Annotated in this window: 13 protein-coding genes; all 13 read left to right on the top strand. The window is 45.5% G+C overall.

The genetic code is table 11. The annotated features are described in order from the left end of the window. Window positions 1-106 precede the first annotated feature (106 nt). The 13 genes from spoIIE (at window position 107) to lysS (ending at window position 14,923) form a co-directional block, all read left to right on the top strand. A complete protein-coding gene (spoIIE, locus tag CHH48_RS18595; RefSeq protein WP_095231855.1) occupies window positions 107-2,563 on the top strand; it encodes a stage II sporulation protein E in 2,457 nt (818 codons plus the stop codon). A 64-nt stretch (window positions 2,564-2,627) separates the two neighbouring features. Beyond that, entirely contained in the window at window positions 2,628-3,362 is a 735-nt protein-coding gene (locus CHH48_RS18590; protein ID WP_095220777.1) for a vWA domain-containing protein, read from the top strand. Beyond that, on the top strand, window positions 3,343-4,257 hold the full coding sequence (locus CHH48_RS18585; RefSeq protein ID WP_095220778.1) for a protein kinase domain-containing protein: 915 nt from the start codon (window positions 3,343-3,345) through the stop codon (window positions 4,255-4,257). The genes CHH48_RS18590 and CHH48_RS18585 overlap by 20 nt, the downstream gene beginning before the upstream one ends. A gap of 62 nt (window positions 4,258-4,319) precedes the next feature. Then, the gene (tilS, locus tag CHH48_RS18580) at window positions 4,320-5,738 is read left to right on the top strand and encodes a tRNA lysidine(34) synthetase TilS (protein WP_095220779.1); all 1,419 of its coding nucleotides are present in this window, start codon (window positions 4,320-4,322) and stop codon (window positions 5,736-5,738) included. Then, the gene (gene hpt / locus CHH48_RS18575; RefSeq protein WP_095220780.1) at window positions 5,731-6,282 is read left to right on the top strand and encodes a hypoxanthine phosphoribosyltransferase; all 552 of its coding nucleotides are present in this window, start codon (window positions 5,731-5,733) and stop codon (window positions 6,280-6,282) included. Before tilS ends, hpt begins: the two co-directional genes overlap by 8 nt. Before the next feature lie 116 nt (window positions 6,283-6,398). Next, a complete protein-coding gene (gene ftsH / locus CHH48_RS18570) occupies window positions 6,399-8,447 on the top strand; it encodes an ATP-dependent zinc metalloprotease FtsH (protein ID WP_095220781.1) in 2,049 nt (682 codons plus the stop codon). A 157-nt stretch (window positions 8,448-8,604) separates the two neighbouring features. After that, complete coding sequence (gene hslO, locus CHH48_RS18565) at window positions 8,605-9,474, top strand: Hsp33 family molecular chaperone HslO (protein ID WP_095220782.1); 870 nt, start codon at window positions 8,605-8,607, stop codon at window positions 9,472-9,474. 89 nt (window positions 9,475-9,563) lie between these two features. Further along, window positions 9,564-10,487, top strand: coding sequence for a cysteine synthase A (cysK, locus tag CHH48_RS18560; protein ID WP_095220783.1), 924 nt, complete (start codon window positions 9,564-9,566; stop codon window positions 10,485-10,487). A gap of 97 nt (window positions 10,488-10,584) precedes the next feature. After that, a complete protein-coding gene (folP, locus tag CHH48_RS18555) occupies window positions 10,585-11,400 on the top strand; it encodes a dihydropteroate synthase (RefSeq protein ID WP_095220784.1) in 816 nt (271 codons plus the stop codon). A 3-nt stretch (window positions 11,401-11,403) separates the two neighbouring features. Further along, entirely contained in the window at window positions 11,404-11,766 is a 363-nt protein-coding gene (gene folB / locus CHH48_RS18550) for a dihydroneopterin aldolase (RefSeq protein ID WP_095220788.1), read from the top strand. After that, the gene (folK, locus tag CHH48_RS18545) at window positions 11,763-12,260 is read left to right on the top strand and encodes a 2-amino-4-hydroxy-6-hydroxymethyldihydropteridine diphosphokinase (protein ID WP_095220785.1); all 498 of its coding nucleotides are present in this window, start codon (window positions 11,763-11,765) and stop codon (window positions 12,258-12,260) included. Before folB ends, folK begins: the two co-directional genes overlap by 4 nt. Before the next feature lie 25 nt (window positions 12,261-12,285). Then, window positions 12,286-13,275, top strand: coding sequence for a tRNA dihydrouridine synthase DusB (dusB, locus tag CHH48_RS18540; RefSeq protein WP_095220786.1), 990 nt, complete (start codon window positions 12,286-12,288; stop codon window positions 13,273-13,275). 163 nt (window positions 13,276-13,438) lie between these two features. After that, window positions 13,439-14,923, top strand: a complete 1,485-nt coding sequence (lysS, locus tag CHH48_RS18535; RefSeq protein ID WP_095220787.1) for a lysine--tRNA ligase — start codon at window positions 13,439-13,441, stop codon at window positions 14,921-14,923. Window positions 14,924-15,128: the final 205 nt, after the last annotated feature.

Raw genomic sequence — 15,128 nt, 5'->3', positions numbered from 1 at the left:
TACGGGATGTGGTTAAATGACTATATTCAAATAAGAGTTTGCCCGGGGATTACCATAGTATGTACACAGAGCCTCGGTAAATATGAGGATAGGAGTGTTCAATGAAATGGAGACAGTATCAAGAAAGAAATGGGGCATCTATGGAGTGGAGCAGAAGCGGTTGGAAAATTGGAAGAAGAAGGGGTTCGATCTGGCGAAACTTCTATTAATAGAGAAAGCATGGCTTTTGGCTTTAGTAGGCTTCTTACTTGGACGAGCTGTAGTACTGACCACTGTTTCCCCATTCGCTGTAGCATTTCTGGCATCCATCTGGCTGACAAGAAGGAAAAGGATGATGCAGATCACATTGGCAACAGTCGCTGGAGCGAGTACCTATCATTGGTCACATGGCCTTTATATAGCAGGTGCTGCATTTGTCCTTTATTTCTTAGCTCTGCTTTGTAAAAAGATACCGCATCAAATTCGGGTCATGGCTGTACTCGTCTTTCTGGCAAGTTCCCTCCCGAGGATGCTGGCACTCTCTTATGAAAGTACCTTGTCCAGCTTTGACTGGATGATGATCGGTGTCGAAGGAATTCTTGGTTCTGTACTCTTTATCATCTTTATGCAAAGCATTCCGTTATTATCCATTAAAAGATATTATCCGGCATTAAAGAATGAAGAGATAGTCTGCTTGATCATTTTGCTAGCCTCGGTACTGACCGGCACGATCGGCTGGCAAATACAAGGGGCCGGTGTTGAACAGATATTCTCCCGCTACTTTGTTTTGCTGCTGGCTTTGATCGGCGGTGCGGCAATGGGGTCGACTGTTGGTGTGGTTGCCGGCTTGATCCTCAGTCTTGCCAATGTCGCCAGCCTCTATGAGATGAGTCTATTAGCCTTTGCTGGTTTGCTTGGCGGTTTATTAAAGGATGGGAAGAAATTCGGGGTGAGCATAGGTCTCGTTATCGGTACTTTACTTATCGGTGTGTATGGGCAGGAACAGGGCATGCAGGAGGTATATCCATCCTTGCTTGCATCAGCTATTAGTATTCTGTTGCTCGTTTTGACGCCGGACAGCTGGATCCGGCGTATGTCCCGCTTCGTTCCCGGTACTACTGAGCAAGCCCAAGAACAGGAGCAATATCTGCAAAAAGTACGGGATGTTACGGCTAGTCGGGTGCAGCAGTTCTCTAATGTGTTCGATGCATTAGCGAAAAGCTTCGCCACACCTGATCGGGCAGCAGAAGATGTTCGGAATCGAGAGACTGATTTTCTGCTTGGCAATGTTACGGAACAGACCTGTCAGCTGTGCTTTAAAAAAGATCGCTGCTGGGGGGCGCAGCAGTTTGATCGCACCTATCAATTAATGGAGAGTCTTAAGGAGGATATGGAGGACGGGGGACCGCCGAATAAGCTGCTAGAGCGGAATCTGGAATCTCACTGTGTCAAATCAAAGAAAGTGATTGAAACGATGAAGCATGAGCTGAGTTTCCATCAAGCTAATCAGATGCTGCGCCGGCAAGTGCAGGAAAGCCGCCGCTTTGTCGCCGATCAGCTTAACGGTGTATCTGAGGTAATGGGTGACTTTGCAAAAGAAATCGTCAAGGAAAAGGAAAACCATGAACATCAAGAGGTAGAGATGATGGCTGCTTTGCGGGCGGCTGGCTTAGTCGTGGACAAGCTGGATGTATTCTCCCTGACGAAAGGGAGCATCGATATTGAGATGCATGTATCCATACAAGGATACCATGGCGAGGGGCAGAAGCTGATTGGCCCTATTTTATCCGACATTCTGGGGGAGACTGTCGTCGTGACGAAGGAAGAAATAGCGCCGTTTCCGGATAAGTCCTGTTTCCTAGCGTTCTCTTCTATTAAGAAATTCGTTGTGGATACAGGTGTTGCACATGCGGCAAAAGGTGGGGGGTTCGTGTCGGGAGACAGTTTTTCCACGATCGAACTAGGGGCGGGCAAGTACGCGATTGCAATTAGTGATGGTATGGGAAATGGAGACAGAGCACATGAGGAAAGCACCGAGACATTACGGCTGCTTCAGCAGATTCTGCAGTCAGGAATCAGAGAAGAAGTGGCAATCAAATCAATCAATTCGATCCTCTCGCTTCGCTCCAACGAAGAGATATTCGCAACATTGGATCTGGCAGTCATCGATTTGCATGACGCAGCAGTCCAATTCCTTAAAATCGGATCGACACCAAGCTTCATCAAGCGCGGTGATCAGGTCCTTAAAATAGAGTCTGGTAACTTACCAATTGGCATCGTACAGGATCTGGATGTGGATGTTGTCCAGGAGCAGCTCCAGCCAGGGGACTTGCTCGTCATGATGAGTGACGGAATTTTCGAAGCCCCGCGGCACGTTGAGAACATGGATATATGGCTGAAGCGAAAGATCAAGGAAATGAAGACTACCGTGCCGCAGGAAATGGCTGATCTGCTCCTGGAAGAGGTTGTTCGCCAGGCAGGAGAGATAGAGGATGATATGACAGTCATGGTGGCAGCAATTGATCGCAACATGCCGGATTGGGCGTCCATTCCTACTTATAAAAACAAAGTAAAGGAGGCATAGCGAACGTATAATATCTCTCTTTCCCGTCGATGATGGAGATAACGAATGGAGAAGAGGGATAACGATGAAACCGAGTACGCTGAAACAGATCCTGCTGATCACAGATGGATGCTCCAACCGCGGCGAAGACCCAGCAGCGGTCGCTGCCTTGGCTAATGCCCAACATATTACGGTAAATGTAATCGGTATTCTGGAGGAAGGGCATACGGAACATTCACTTAGCCTTGATGAAGTGGAGAATATTGCAAAAGCAGGAGGCGGTGTCAGTCAGTTAATCTATAAGCAAGCTTTGACAGAGACAGTCCAAATGGTAACGAAACAGGCAATGACCCAGACGATCGAGGGGGTCGTTAATCGGGAACTAAAGCAGATCTTGGGCCCGGGTAATACATTGGACGATTTGCCGCCGGAAAAAAGAGGGGATGTACTAGAGGTCGTTGAAGAGATAAGTGAAACGGCTAATCTGGAAGTGCTTATACTTGTAGATACAAGTGCAAGCATGCACCATAAGCTTCCTGTTGTGAAGGAAGCCTTAATCGATCTCTCGATTAGTATGAATGCACGTCTTGGCAACAACAAGTTTGCCATACTTGGTTTCCCGGGAAAAAGGGACCCTGCTGTCAAAGTAATGGAGTGGACAGAGCGCCTGGAAAACGTGTCTTCTGTATTCCCGAAGCTTGCTACAGGCGGAGTCACGCCGACAGGGCCTGCGCTGCGGGAAGCAATTCATGAATTCAGCCGCCAATCACTGCCTAAGCGTACAGACGGGATTAGCGAATATGAAGAATTCGGCAGCTGATTTACATGCAGGTATCCGTTTAACAGGCAAATGGCATAATGGAAACTATCCGCTGATACGAAAACTTGGCAGCGGAGCAATCGGCACTGTTTATCTGACAAAAAGAAACGGCGTCGATGCCGCCTTGAAAATCAGTGAAAAGCGTACCTCGATGACGATGGAAATGAACGTACTGCAATCGCTGAAAAAGGTCCAGGGACATTTCCTAGGACCTTGTTTGTTTGATACTGATGACTATGTCAGTCCAAGCGGCCAGCTGTATACCTTTTATGTGATGGAGTATATCCAGGGAAGCAGACTTGATACATACATAAAAGCAAAAGGAGTGGAGTGGCTTCCGGTATTGCTGCTGAGCTTGCTGGAGGATCTGGATTATCTCCACCAGGCAGGATGGGTCTTTGGTGATTTGAAGCTAGATAATCTAGTAGTCAGTGAAAATCCTGTCCGGCTCCGATGGGTAGATGTAGGAGGAACAACCCAATTAGGGCGTGCAATTAAGGAATATACCGAGTTTTATGACCGTGGCCACTGGGGTATGGGAAGCAGGAAAGCAGAACCCACATATGATTTATTCGCTCTTGCTATGACAGCATTGGAAATAATGAATGGCGGAAGATTTCCAAAAGGAGATACGCCGAAATCCACTATACGAAAGGCGCTCTCCCGTGCTGATAAACTACGGCCCATTTTGGAGAAGGCATTGTCAGGCAAGTACACTACTGCCACTGCAATGAAACAGGATCTGGTGAAGCATCTCATGAAGAACAAGGCTCCTGCTTCTGCAGCAACACCTTCCCGAGTAGCGAAGAGCAATCGACGGAAGGCGGGGTTGGGGGAGTGCGTAGTGTTAAGTTTCTATGGTATCGCCTGCTATGTGCTTTATCTGCTGCAATAAACTTTTTGTCTTGCTGCATAAGTGGTACGATAAAAGCAGCAACTACATAAGGATGACGGTAAATGGAACAGACTGTGACAGCATTTATGGACAGACATGGTTTATGGAAGGAAGGTACAACTATCCTGGTAGGTGTATCTGGCGGACCGGATTCGATGGCGCTGCTCCATTTTTTAAAGGAACAGAAGCAGCGTCGAAATTGGCATATCATCGCCTTAAGTGTCGACCATGGTTTGCGAGGTGAGGAATCTAGGTTAGATACGGTGTTTGTGAAGGAAACCTGTGAAAAATGGGGACTTGTATCTGAAACTGTAACTTTAGATGTTCCGGGGTGGAAGAAAGAGCATCAGCAAAGTACCCAGGTTGCAGCGAGGGAAATGCGCTACCGCTATTTTGAGGAATGCATGAATCGTTATAAGGCAGATGTTATGTTCCTTGCCCATCATGGGGACGATCAAGCAGAAACCATTTTGATGCGGCTGGCACGCGGATCTAATCCTGCTGCAGTCAGCGGCATGGATATTACGCGACCGTTCGCTAGCGGAGAACTCATCCGACCGATGTTATCGTGCAGCAAAGTGCAAATTCAACAATATTGTGAACAGCATGACATACCGTATCGTATCGATCCTTCTAACGCTACAGTAGATTACACTCGTAATTTTTTCCGGCATCGTGTCCTCGACCCAATAAAAACAGAATTTCCGACATTCCATCAGCATGCGCAGCGCTTTAGCGAAGCGCTTAAAGCAGATGAAGCTTATCTGGAAGGACAGGCAGCGGAGATGTTTACTGACGTGGTGGAATATGATGCCGGGAAACAGGCGGCAGCCTTTGAAATAGAACGATTTCTTACATACCCGATTGCTTTACAAAGAAGAGTGTATCATCTAATATTGATGTATCTGTATCAAGCGCTTCCGGTGGACTTGCACCATCGACACGAAGCGCAGTTCTTTGAACTGATAGCTAGCTCTAAAGCAAACAGCTCTTTAGATTTTCCGGCAGGATTACAACTGACAAAGTCTTATAGCCGAATGACGGTTTCTTTCCGTAACGAGGAGAAGGACTTATTCCACTATACATTTCACGCTCCCGGAAGCGTCACGTTACCTGATGGATCTCTATTAACGGCCTCTTTTACCCCACACTCAACCGAAAACGGTTTCCACGACTTCGTATTGCCCATTGCGGATGTTACCTTGCCTTTGCAGGTCCGCACAAGGAAAAATGGCGACAAAATGAAGCTGCGCGGAATGAGAGGGACCAAAAAAGTAAAAGATATTTTCATTGATGAAAAAATTCCGGCTGTTAATAGGCGGGACTGGCCGATTGTGGAGGATGCGACTGGCACCATTTTATGGCTTATCGGTTTAAGAAAAGGGGAAACAGGCAGAACAACAGGAGAATCAGGCAGCTATTTGCGTCTGTGCTACCAAGCGAAAAAAGGGGAACAAACAGGAGGACCGAGCAATGCATGATGAGATTGAGAAAGTACTGATAACGAAGGAAGAGATTGAAGCGAAATGCGCTGAGATCGGCAAGCAGCTTACAGAGGAATACAAAGATTCATTCCCGCTTGCTATCGGTGTATTGAAAGGCGCACTTCCATTCATGTCCGATGTACTCCGCCATATGGATACACATTTGGAGATGGATTTCATGGATGTGTCCAGCTACGGCGGCGGCATGACATCTTCTGGTGAAGTAAAAATCGTCAAGGACTTGGATACAAAAGTAGAAGGCAGAGATCTTTTGATCATTGAGGATATCATCGACAGTGGTCTTACTTTGAGCTATCTGGTGGATTTGTTCAAATACCGGAAAGCGAAATCGATTAAAATCGTCACGCTTCTTGATAAGCCTTCAGGACGTACGGCGAAGATCCAGGCGGACTTGGTCGGTTTCCATGTGCCAAATGAATTCGTTGTCGGCTATGGTTTGGATTATCAGGAGAAGTATCGTAATTTGCCGTATATCGGGGTTTTAAAACCGGAAGTATATGGCGGCGCCCGTACTGAATAAACGGTACCGGTATGGATCATCTTCCTTTTACATAAGGTAAAGGGTATTTAGTTGTATAGCAGGTTTTGCATATGGTAGTATTTACTATAGTTTTCTCGTTTGGGAGGAGGTAGGCAATGAGCAAAGTGTTCCGCAATACCTTAATGGTTATAATTATATTTGTAGTCATTATCGGTGTGATCAACTTATTCAAGAATCAGACGAACGAAATCGAACAGTACGACATTAACAAGTTTAGAACCACGCTTGAGAGTGGTGATATACAAAGCATGACCGTCCAGCCTACTAATAATATTTATACGGTACGAGGCGAGACGGAGGATAACACGCAGTTCCAGACTGAGGTACCTCAGAATGAACAGCTGATGAGTGAAATCATCAACACTGCAAATGAACAAGGCGTTAAGATGAATGCAGAAGAAGAGCCGCAGCCAAGCTTCTGGCAGACTCTTTTGACAACCCTTCTCCCTATCTTGCTGCTTGTGCTAATCTTCTTGTTCTTCATGAGTCAGTCACAAGGTGGAGGAAGCCGGGTGATGAACTTCGGTAAGAGCAAAGCGAAGATGTACAATGAAGAGAAGAAAAAAGTGAAGTTCCGTGATGTAGCCGGAGCTGATGAAGAGAAGCAGGAGCTTGTCGAAGTTGTCGACTTCTTGAAAGATCCGCGCAAATTCTCCGCTGTAGGAGCACGTATCCCGAAAGGTGTCCTTCTTGTGGGACCTCCAGGTACAGGTAAAACATTGCTTGCTCGTGCGGTAGCAGGAGAAGCTGGCGTGCCGTTCTTCTCTATAAGTGGTTCGGACTTCGTAGAGATGTTTGTAGGGGTCGGAGCATCCCGTGTACGTGATTTGTTTGAGAACGCGAAGAAAAATGCACCATGTATCATCTTTATTGATGAGATTGATGCAGTTGGACGCCAGCGTGGAGCCGGTTTAGGCGGGGGTCACGATGAGCGTGAGCAAACATTGAACCAATTGCTTGTTGAAATGGATGGTTTCGGTGCTAATGAAGGTATCATCATCATCGCTGCAACAAACCGTGCAGACATTCTTGACCCAGCCCTTCTTCGTCCAGGCCGTTTCGACCGTCAGATTACAGTTGACCGTCCTGACCTAGTCGGACGTGAAGCAGTCTTGAAGGTACATGCCCGTAACAAACCGCTTGATGAGTCCGTGAATCTGCGTACAATCGCGATGCGTACTCCAGGATTCTCCGGTGCGGATTTGGAGAACCTATTGAACGAAGCTGCACTCGTAGCAGCTCGAAGTGACCGTAAGGAAATTATCATGGACGACGTTGATGAAGCGATCGACCGTGTTATTGCAGGTCCAGCGAAGAAAAGCCGAGTTATCTCTAAGAAAGAACGTAATATCGTTGCTTACCATGAGAGCGGACATACTGTTATCGGTATGGTGCTTGATGATGCAGATATGGTGCATAAAGTTACCATCGTTCCTCGAGGCCAAGCTGGCGGTTATGCTGTCATGCTTCCAAGAGAAGACCGTTATTTCATGACCAAGCCAGAATTGCTTGATAAGATCACCGGATTGCTCGGCGGACGAGTAGCAGAAGAGGTTATCTTCGGTGAAGTAAGTACCGGAGCTCATAATGACTTCCAGCGAGCAACAGGTATTGCCCGTAAAATGGTTACCGAATACGGTATGAGTGATAAGATCGGACCGTTGCAGTTCACTAGCAGTGGCGGTAATGTATTCCTCGGCCGTGACATTCAAAATGAACAAACATACAGTGATGCAATCGCCTATGAAATCGATCAGGAAGTACAGAACTTCATCAATCAGTGTTATGCACGTGCGAAGCAGATTCTTACTGAAAACAAAGAGAAGCTTGAGCTTATTGCTCAAACACTCCTTGAGATCGAAACATTGGATGCTTTCCAAATTCAAACATTGTTTGATAAAGGACGCCTTCCTACAGAGGATGAGATTGCCGCTGAACGCAGCAAATCTGATAAGAAAACCAGCCTGCTGAAAGAGAGTGACGAGGATGTAACTGTCACAATTCAGCCGCAGGAAGAAAAGGAAGCAACTCCATCCGATGACACAGCTATCGATGAAGATGTTTCCAAATCGCCGGATCAGTCAGGTATACCTGAAGATAACCCGCGAACAAATGATGATTCAGATGATCGTCCAAAAGCATAAAAGAAAAGGTCTCCTTCTAGGAGGCCTTTTTCTCTGTTTGGGTATAGTAAACATATAAAAGGATTTACCTGAAGGATTATGATAAGATATACAATACCTTGTGGAAAAAAATAGGCCGATAACGGTTGGTATATATAGAAGGAGTGACATTGCTCTCATGGGTGATTATTTAATTAAAGCAACAGGATTCAACGGAAATATCCGTGCTTATGCGATACAATCGACAGAATTAGTGGAAGAAGCACGTCGCCGTCACGATACATGGGCAACAGCATCGGCAGCGCTTGGACGTACGTTGACAATAAGCACAATGATGGGCGTGATGCTTAAAGGAGAAGATAAGCTGACGGTAAAGGTTGAAGGTGACGGACCAGTCGGGCCGATTATTGTAGACAGCAATGCAAAAGGTGAAGTGAGAGGATATATCACGAATCCGCATGTCGACTTTGAACTGAACTCCATCGGAAAACTGGATGTCTCCCGTGCTGTAGGAACTGTCGGAACATTGAGTGTAGCAAAGGATCTTGGTCTGAAAGAAATGTTCACCGGTCAAGTGCCGATTGTTTCTGGAGAGATCGGGGACGACTTCACCTATTACTTCGCCAACTCCGAGCAGGTACCTTCTGCAGTAGGTGCGGGCGTATTGGTTAATCCAGATCATACCATCCTTGCTGCTGGCGGATTTATTCTGCAAGTGCTGCCGGGAGCTGATGATACAATCATTACACAATTGGAAGAGCGGATCAGCTCTATTGCCCCGATCTCTACATTGATCAGAGAAGGAAAAACACCGGAGCAGATCCTCGAGATGCTAATAGGAGAAGAGAATATTAAATTCCTCGATACTATGCCGGTTAGCTTTACTTGCCAATGCTCTAAGGACCGTATCCAGAATGCAATTAAGAGTCTTGGGAACGAAGAGATCCAAGCGATGATCGATGAAGACCATGGAGCGGAAGCAAACTGCCACTTCTGTAATGAAACGTATACGTTTACGGAAGAAGAATTAAAAGAACTGCTTCGGTGAAGTCCCTCTTATTTGGATTGACTTTTAGCATTATTTTGCTTACAGTTAAATAAATCCAATTAAAATAGTGGGAATTAGGGGGAATAATCATGGCAATTGCATCATCCATTTCTGAATTGATCGGAAACACACCAATCGTTAAGCTTAATCGTACTGCGGACAGTGATAGTGCTGAGATTTATGTAAAGCTGGAATTCCAGAATCCAGGCGGATCTGTTAAGGATCGGATTGCACTTGCAATGATTGAAGATGCAGAAGAAAACGGCAGTTTGAAGCTAGGGGATACAATCATCGAACCGACAAGCGGTAATACAGGAATCGGCCTTGCTCTAGTAGCAGCTATCAAAGGTTATAAAGCGATTCTTGTTATGCCGGATACGATGAGTATGGAAAGACGTAACCTGCTTCGTGCCTATGGAGCTCAACTAGTGTTAACTCCAGGAGCAGAAGGAATGAAAGGTGCCATTCAGAAGGCGGAAGAATTGCAAAAGGAACATGGCTATTTCATGCCCCAGCAGTTTAAGAACGAAGCTAACCCTGCCATTCATGCACGTACGACAGGTAAGGAGATTGCAGCTGAATTCGGAGGCGACCTTGATGCGTTTGTAGCAGGAATCGGGACAGGCGGTACAATTACAGGGGTAGGTCAAGTTCTGAAAGAATTGAATAAAGATATCCGCATCATCGCGGTTGAACCGGCAAGCTCTCCTGTTCTATCAGGCGGAAAGCCAGGACCGCATAAAATTCAAGGTATTGGTGCGGGTTTTGTTCCAACAATCCTGGATACGGATATTTATTCTGAAATCATTCAAGTAGAGAATGATGAAGCGTATGCTACTGCCAGAGAAACAGCTGCCAAGGAAGGCTTGCTAGGCGGGGTTTCTACAGGAGCTGCCATCTTTGCTGCCAAGAAGGTTGCGAAAGAGCTTGGAGCAGGTAAAAAAGTATTAGCTGTTGTTCCGAGTAACGGTGAGCGCTACCTTTCTACTCCACTTTACCAATTCGAAGACTAATTGAACAGAATGCCCCTGCCTATCATAGCAGGGGTGTTTTTTTATGCATGGATTCGTGTACACTATAGAGATAGATTGAACGAGAGGTTGACGTTATATGAAGCGCATGATAGGCAATAAAGAATATGATCTTTCTAAGCAAACGCTTGTAATGGGGATTATTAACGTGACGCCTGATTCCTTTTCAGATGGAGGCAGTTATACAAATGTAGAAGCTGCTGTTAAACAAGCGCAAAAGCTTGCATCCGAGGGAGCGGATATTTTGGATATTGGCGGGGAGTCGACTCGGCCAGGGTATGAACCTGTATCAGCCGATGAAGAAATCGCGCGCGTCGTTCCAGCAATACAGGCCATTAGAGAAGTGGTAGATTTACCGATTTCTATTGATACCTACAAGGCGAAAACAGCAGAAGCAGCTATCGAAGCGGGTGCATCGATTATTAATGATATATGGGGAGCAAAGTATGACGCTGATATGGCGAATGTAGCAGCGCGTTTGGGCGTTCCAATCATTTTAATGCACAATCGGGAAGAAGCGCATTATAATGATTTGCTTCCGGATATGATTGCTGATCTGGAGGAAAGTATCCAAATAGCTATTGATGCAGGTGTTAAACGACAGGATATATGGCTTGATCCTGGTATTGGATTTGTTAAGTCCTTTGATGAAAATATGGCTGCTATGCGTGAGTTAGATAAAATCACGGCAATGGGCTACCCTGTCCTCCTCGGTACATCACGCAAACGATTCATCGGTACTGTACTTGATCTGCCTGCTGATCAACGAGATGAAGGCACAGCAGCTACGACAGCTTTTGGTATTACAAAGGGCATACATATGGTTCGGGTACATGAAGTAAAACAGACAGCTCGAATTGTGAAAATGATGGACGCGTTAGTAAGGGAGGAGTAAATGATGGATAAAATATATATGAACCAATTACAATTCTACGGCTATCACGGTTTATTTCCGGAAGAGAATAAGCTAGGGCAGCGTTTTATCGTAGATGCTGTACTGGAGCTTGACCTCCATAAAGCTGGTGAATCGGATGATATGATGCAGTCGATTCATTATGGACAAGCATTTGAGGTCATCAAAGATGTTGTTGAAGGACGAGCGAAGAATTTAATAGAAGCAGTGGCAGATGAGATTGCCAAGCAATTGTTTGCGGCATTCTCTCTGTTGGAGGCGTGCACAGTGAAGGTTATCAAACCCAATCCTCCAATAGCAGGACATTATGAATCGGTAGCGGTGGAAATACGGCGGGAGCGTCTATGAAACAGGCGTGGATTGCACTGGGATCAAATATAGCCCCAAGAGAGATATACTTACAGCAGGCTATCCAAACGCTGAATGAGCACGCGGAAATAAAGTTGAATCAGGTATCGACTGTATATGAAACCGATCCGGTAGGGTATGAGGACCAAGATCAATTTCTGAACTTGGTGGCAGAGGTGGAAACAAGCTTGAAGCCAATGGAGCTGCTGCATGTCTGTCAAAAAATCGAACAGGATTTAGGTCGTAAGCGGATTATTCGATGGGGACCGCGGACGGTGGACCTTGACATTTTGCTGTATAGTACAGAAAATATGAATGTTGAGGAACTTACCCTTCCCCATCCGCGCATGCATGAACGAGCTTTTGTATTAGTCCCTTTAGCTGAGATAGCTCCTGAGTTGTTCCTTAAAGGTAAAAAAGTGCAGGAATGGCTGGATACATTAGCAGCTCAGGATGTGCAAGGCGTTAGAAGCTGGGGTTCATTAAATATATAAAAAGACCAAATGGGAGGTAGAGACGTTGTTCAATATCGGTGATATCACCATAAAGAACCGAGTGGTATTGGCGCCGATGGCTGGTATCAGTAACTCAGCTTTCCGATTGACTGTAAAGGAATTCGGAGCTGGTATCGTATGTGCAGAAATGATTAGTGATAACGGCATCGTGACTCGGAACGCGAAAACGATGAACATGCTTTATATAGATGAACAGGAAAAGCCAATGAGCTTACAAATCTTTGGATCTAATCCGGAGACGCTGGTGGAAGCTGCTAAATTCGTCGATCAGAATACGACAGCTGACATCATTGATATCAATATGGGCTGTCCTGCGCCAAAGATCACAAAGAACATGGCAGGTTCCCGCTGGCTGCTTCAACCGGAGAAAATTTATGAAATGGTATCTGCGGTTGTAAAAGAAGTAGGTAAGCCGGTAACTGTTAAAATGCGTACAGGCTGGGACGACAGTACGATTTATGCTGTGGAGAATGCACAAGCGCTGCAAGAAGCAGGAGCGGCAGCAGTCGCATTACATGGTCGTACGCGTGAGCAGCACTATGAAGGACTCGCTAACTGGGATATCATCCGCCAAGTGAAAGAATCCGTTTCTATTCCTGTCATCGGGAATGGCGATATTACAACGCCGCAAATCGCAAAGCAGCGGTTGGAGGAGACTGGTGTTGACGCAGTTATGATCGGACGAGCTGCTCTTGGAGATCCGTGGATGATATATAGAACTGTTCAATACCTGGAAACAGGCGAGATTTTAGACGAACCAAAACCACGTGAGAAGATTGACGTTTGCGTGCTGCACATGGAACGTTTAGTTCGTCTGAAAGGCGAAAGAGTAGCGATTATGGAAATGCGAAAGCATGCTGCCTGGTATTTGAAAGGGTTAGACGGTACTGGGAAAGTGCGCAAATTGATTAATGAAACAACCACAAAAGAAGACATGGCTAATCTGCTTTACGATTTTGCAGACCAAGCAGAAGCTTCTATGGCAATGTCTTAATCGGACGTGCTTTATTGACACAGCATGGCTGCTTTTCTATACTTATACGAGGTAGCAATGCGGAAAACCTTGCATTATACGAGGACGAACGATACTGCCAGTCAAGCTGGCAGTTTTTTTAGCATTATAGAGAATGAATATAGAAGAAATGGGAGTGAACAGGATGAGTGAAGAATTAAACGATCAGATGCAGGTGCGCCGCGATAAGATGGAAGAGCTTATGAACCAAGGCTATAATCCGTTCGGTGCTAGATTCGAGCGTACACATCAAACAGAAGAATTAGTGGCAGCTTTTGATACTTTCAGTAAAGAAGAGTTGGAAGAGAAGAAAGAGGAAGTAACAATTGCTGGCCGTCTAATGACTAAACGCGGAAAAGGTAAAGCAGGTTTTGCTCACTTGCAGGACTTGAGCGGCCAGATTCAACTTTATGTACGTAAAGACCAAGTTGGTGATGAAGCGTATGAGTTATTCAGCAGTGCCGACTTAGGTGACATCGTCGGTGTTACTGGTGTTATGTTCAAAACAAACGTTGGGGAGCTTTCTGTTAAGGCAACTTCCTTTGATATACTTTCCAAAGCGCTTCGTCCGCTTCCTGATAAATTCCATGGTTTGACTGACATCGAGCAGCGCTATCGTCAACGCTATCTTGATTTGATCGTAAATCCTGAATCGAAGCAGACATTCATCACTCGCAGTAAAATCATCCAAAGTATCCGCCGTTACTTGGACGATATCGGATACTTAGAAGTAGAAACACCACTAATGCACAGCATTCCGGGTGGAGCTGCAGCTCGTCCATTCATTACGCATCATAATGCATTGGATATACCGCTTTATATGCGTATAGCTATTGAACTGCATTTGAAACGTCTTATCGTTGGTGGGTTGGAGAAGGTCTACGAAATTGGACGTGTATTCCGTAACGAGGGTGTTTCTACACGCCATAACCCTGAGTTCACAATGCTTGAGCTGTATGAAGCATATGGTGATATGGATACAATCATGGAATTAACAGAAAACCTCATTGCACATGTTGCAAAAGATGTACTTGGTAAAACCGTTATTCCTTATGGTGACTATGAAATCAATCTTGAACCGAAGTGGAAACGTCTGCACATGGTAGATGCAGTAAAAGAATATACAGGTGTGGACTTCTGGAAGCATATGAGTGACGAAGAGGCAAAAGCTCTAGCGAAGGAAAATGGTATTGATATTAAAGATACAATGACGTTCGGTCATATTGTAAATGAATTCTTTGAACAGCGTGTAGAGGACAAGCTTATTCAGCCGACGTTCATCTTCGGTCACCCGGTTGAGATTTCTCCGTTGGCGAAGAAGAACCCAGAAGATGAGCGCTTCACGGATCGTTTTGAAGTATTCATCGTAGGAAGAGAGCATGGAAATGCGTTCTCTGAGCTGAACGATCCGATCGATCAGCGTGAGCGTTTCGAAGCGCAGATGAAAGAAAAAGAACAAGGTAATGATGAAGCGCACGAAATGGATGAGGACTTCTTAGAGTCCCTTGAGTATGGTATGCCGCCTACAGGTGGATTGGGTATCGGTATCGACCGCCTGATCATGCTGTTAACGAATGCTCCGTCCATCCGGGACGTATTGCTGTTCCCTCAGATGCGTAATCGCTCTTAATAGAAAGGAGAAGGGTATTCTGCCCTTCTCCTTTTCACCTTTATATAGGCATTTGCATAGAATGCAAATGGATGAGGGATAATGCTATGTAACAGTTTGTAAGAAAGTTTAACATTTATTTAAAAAAACTATTGCAATGCCATTACATCCATGGTAAATTATTAGAGTTGCTTCAAACGAAGCGGCAAACACGAGAAACAAAAAC

Origin of the sequence: Terribacillus saccharophilus (assembly GCF_002272075.1) — a bacterium.
In the GTDB taxonomy this organism is placed as follows: domain Bacteria; phylum Bacillota; class Bacilli; order Bacillales; family Amphibacillaceae; genus Terribacillus; species Terribacillus saccharophilus_A.
Note: the sequence above shows the minus strand (reverse complement) of the source record. Positions and strands in the feature narration are given on the sequence as shown.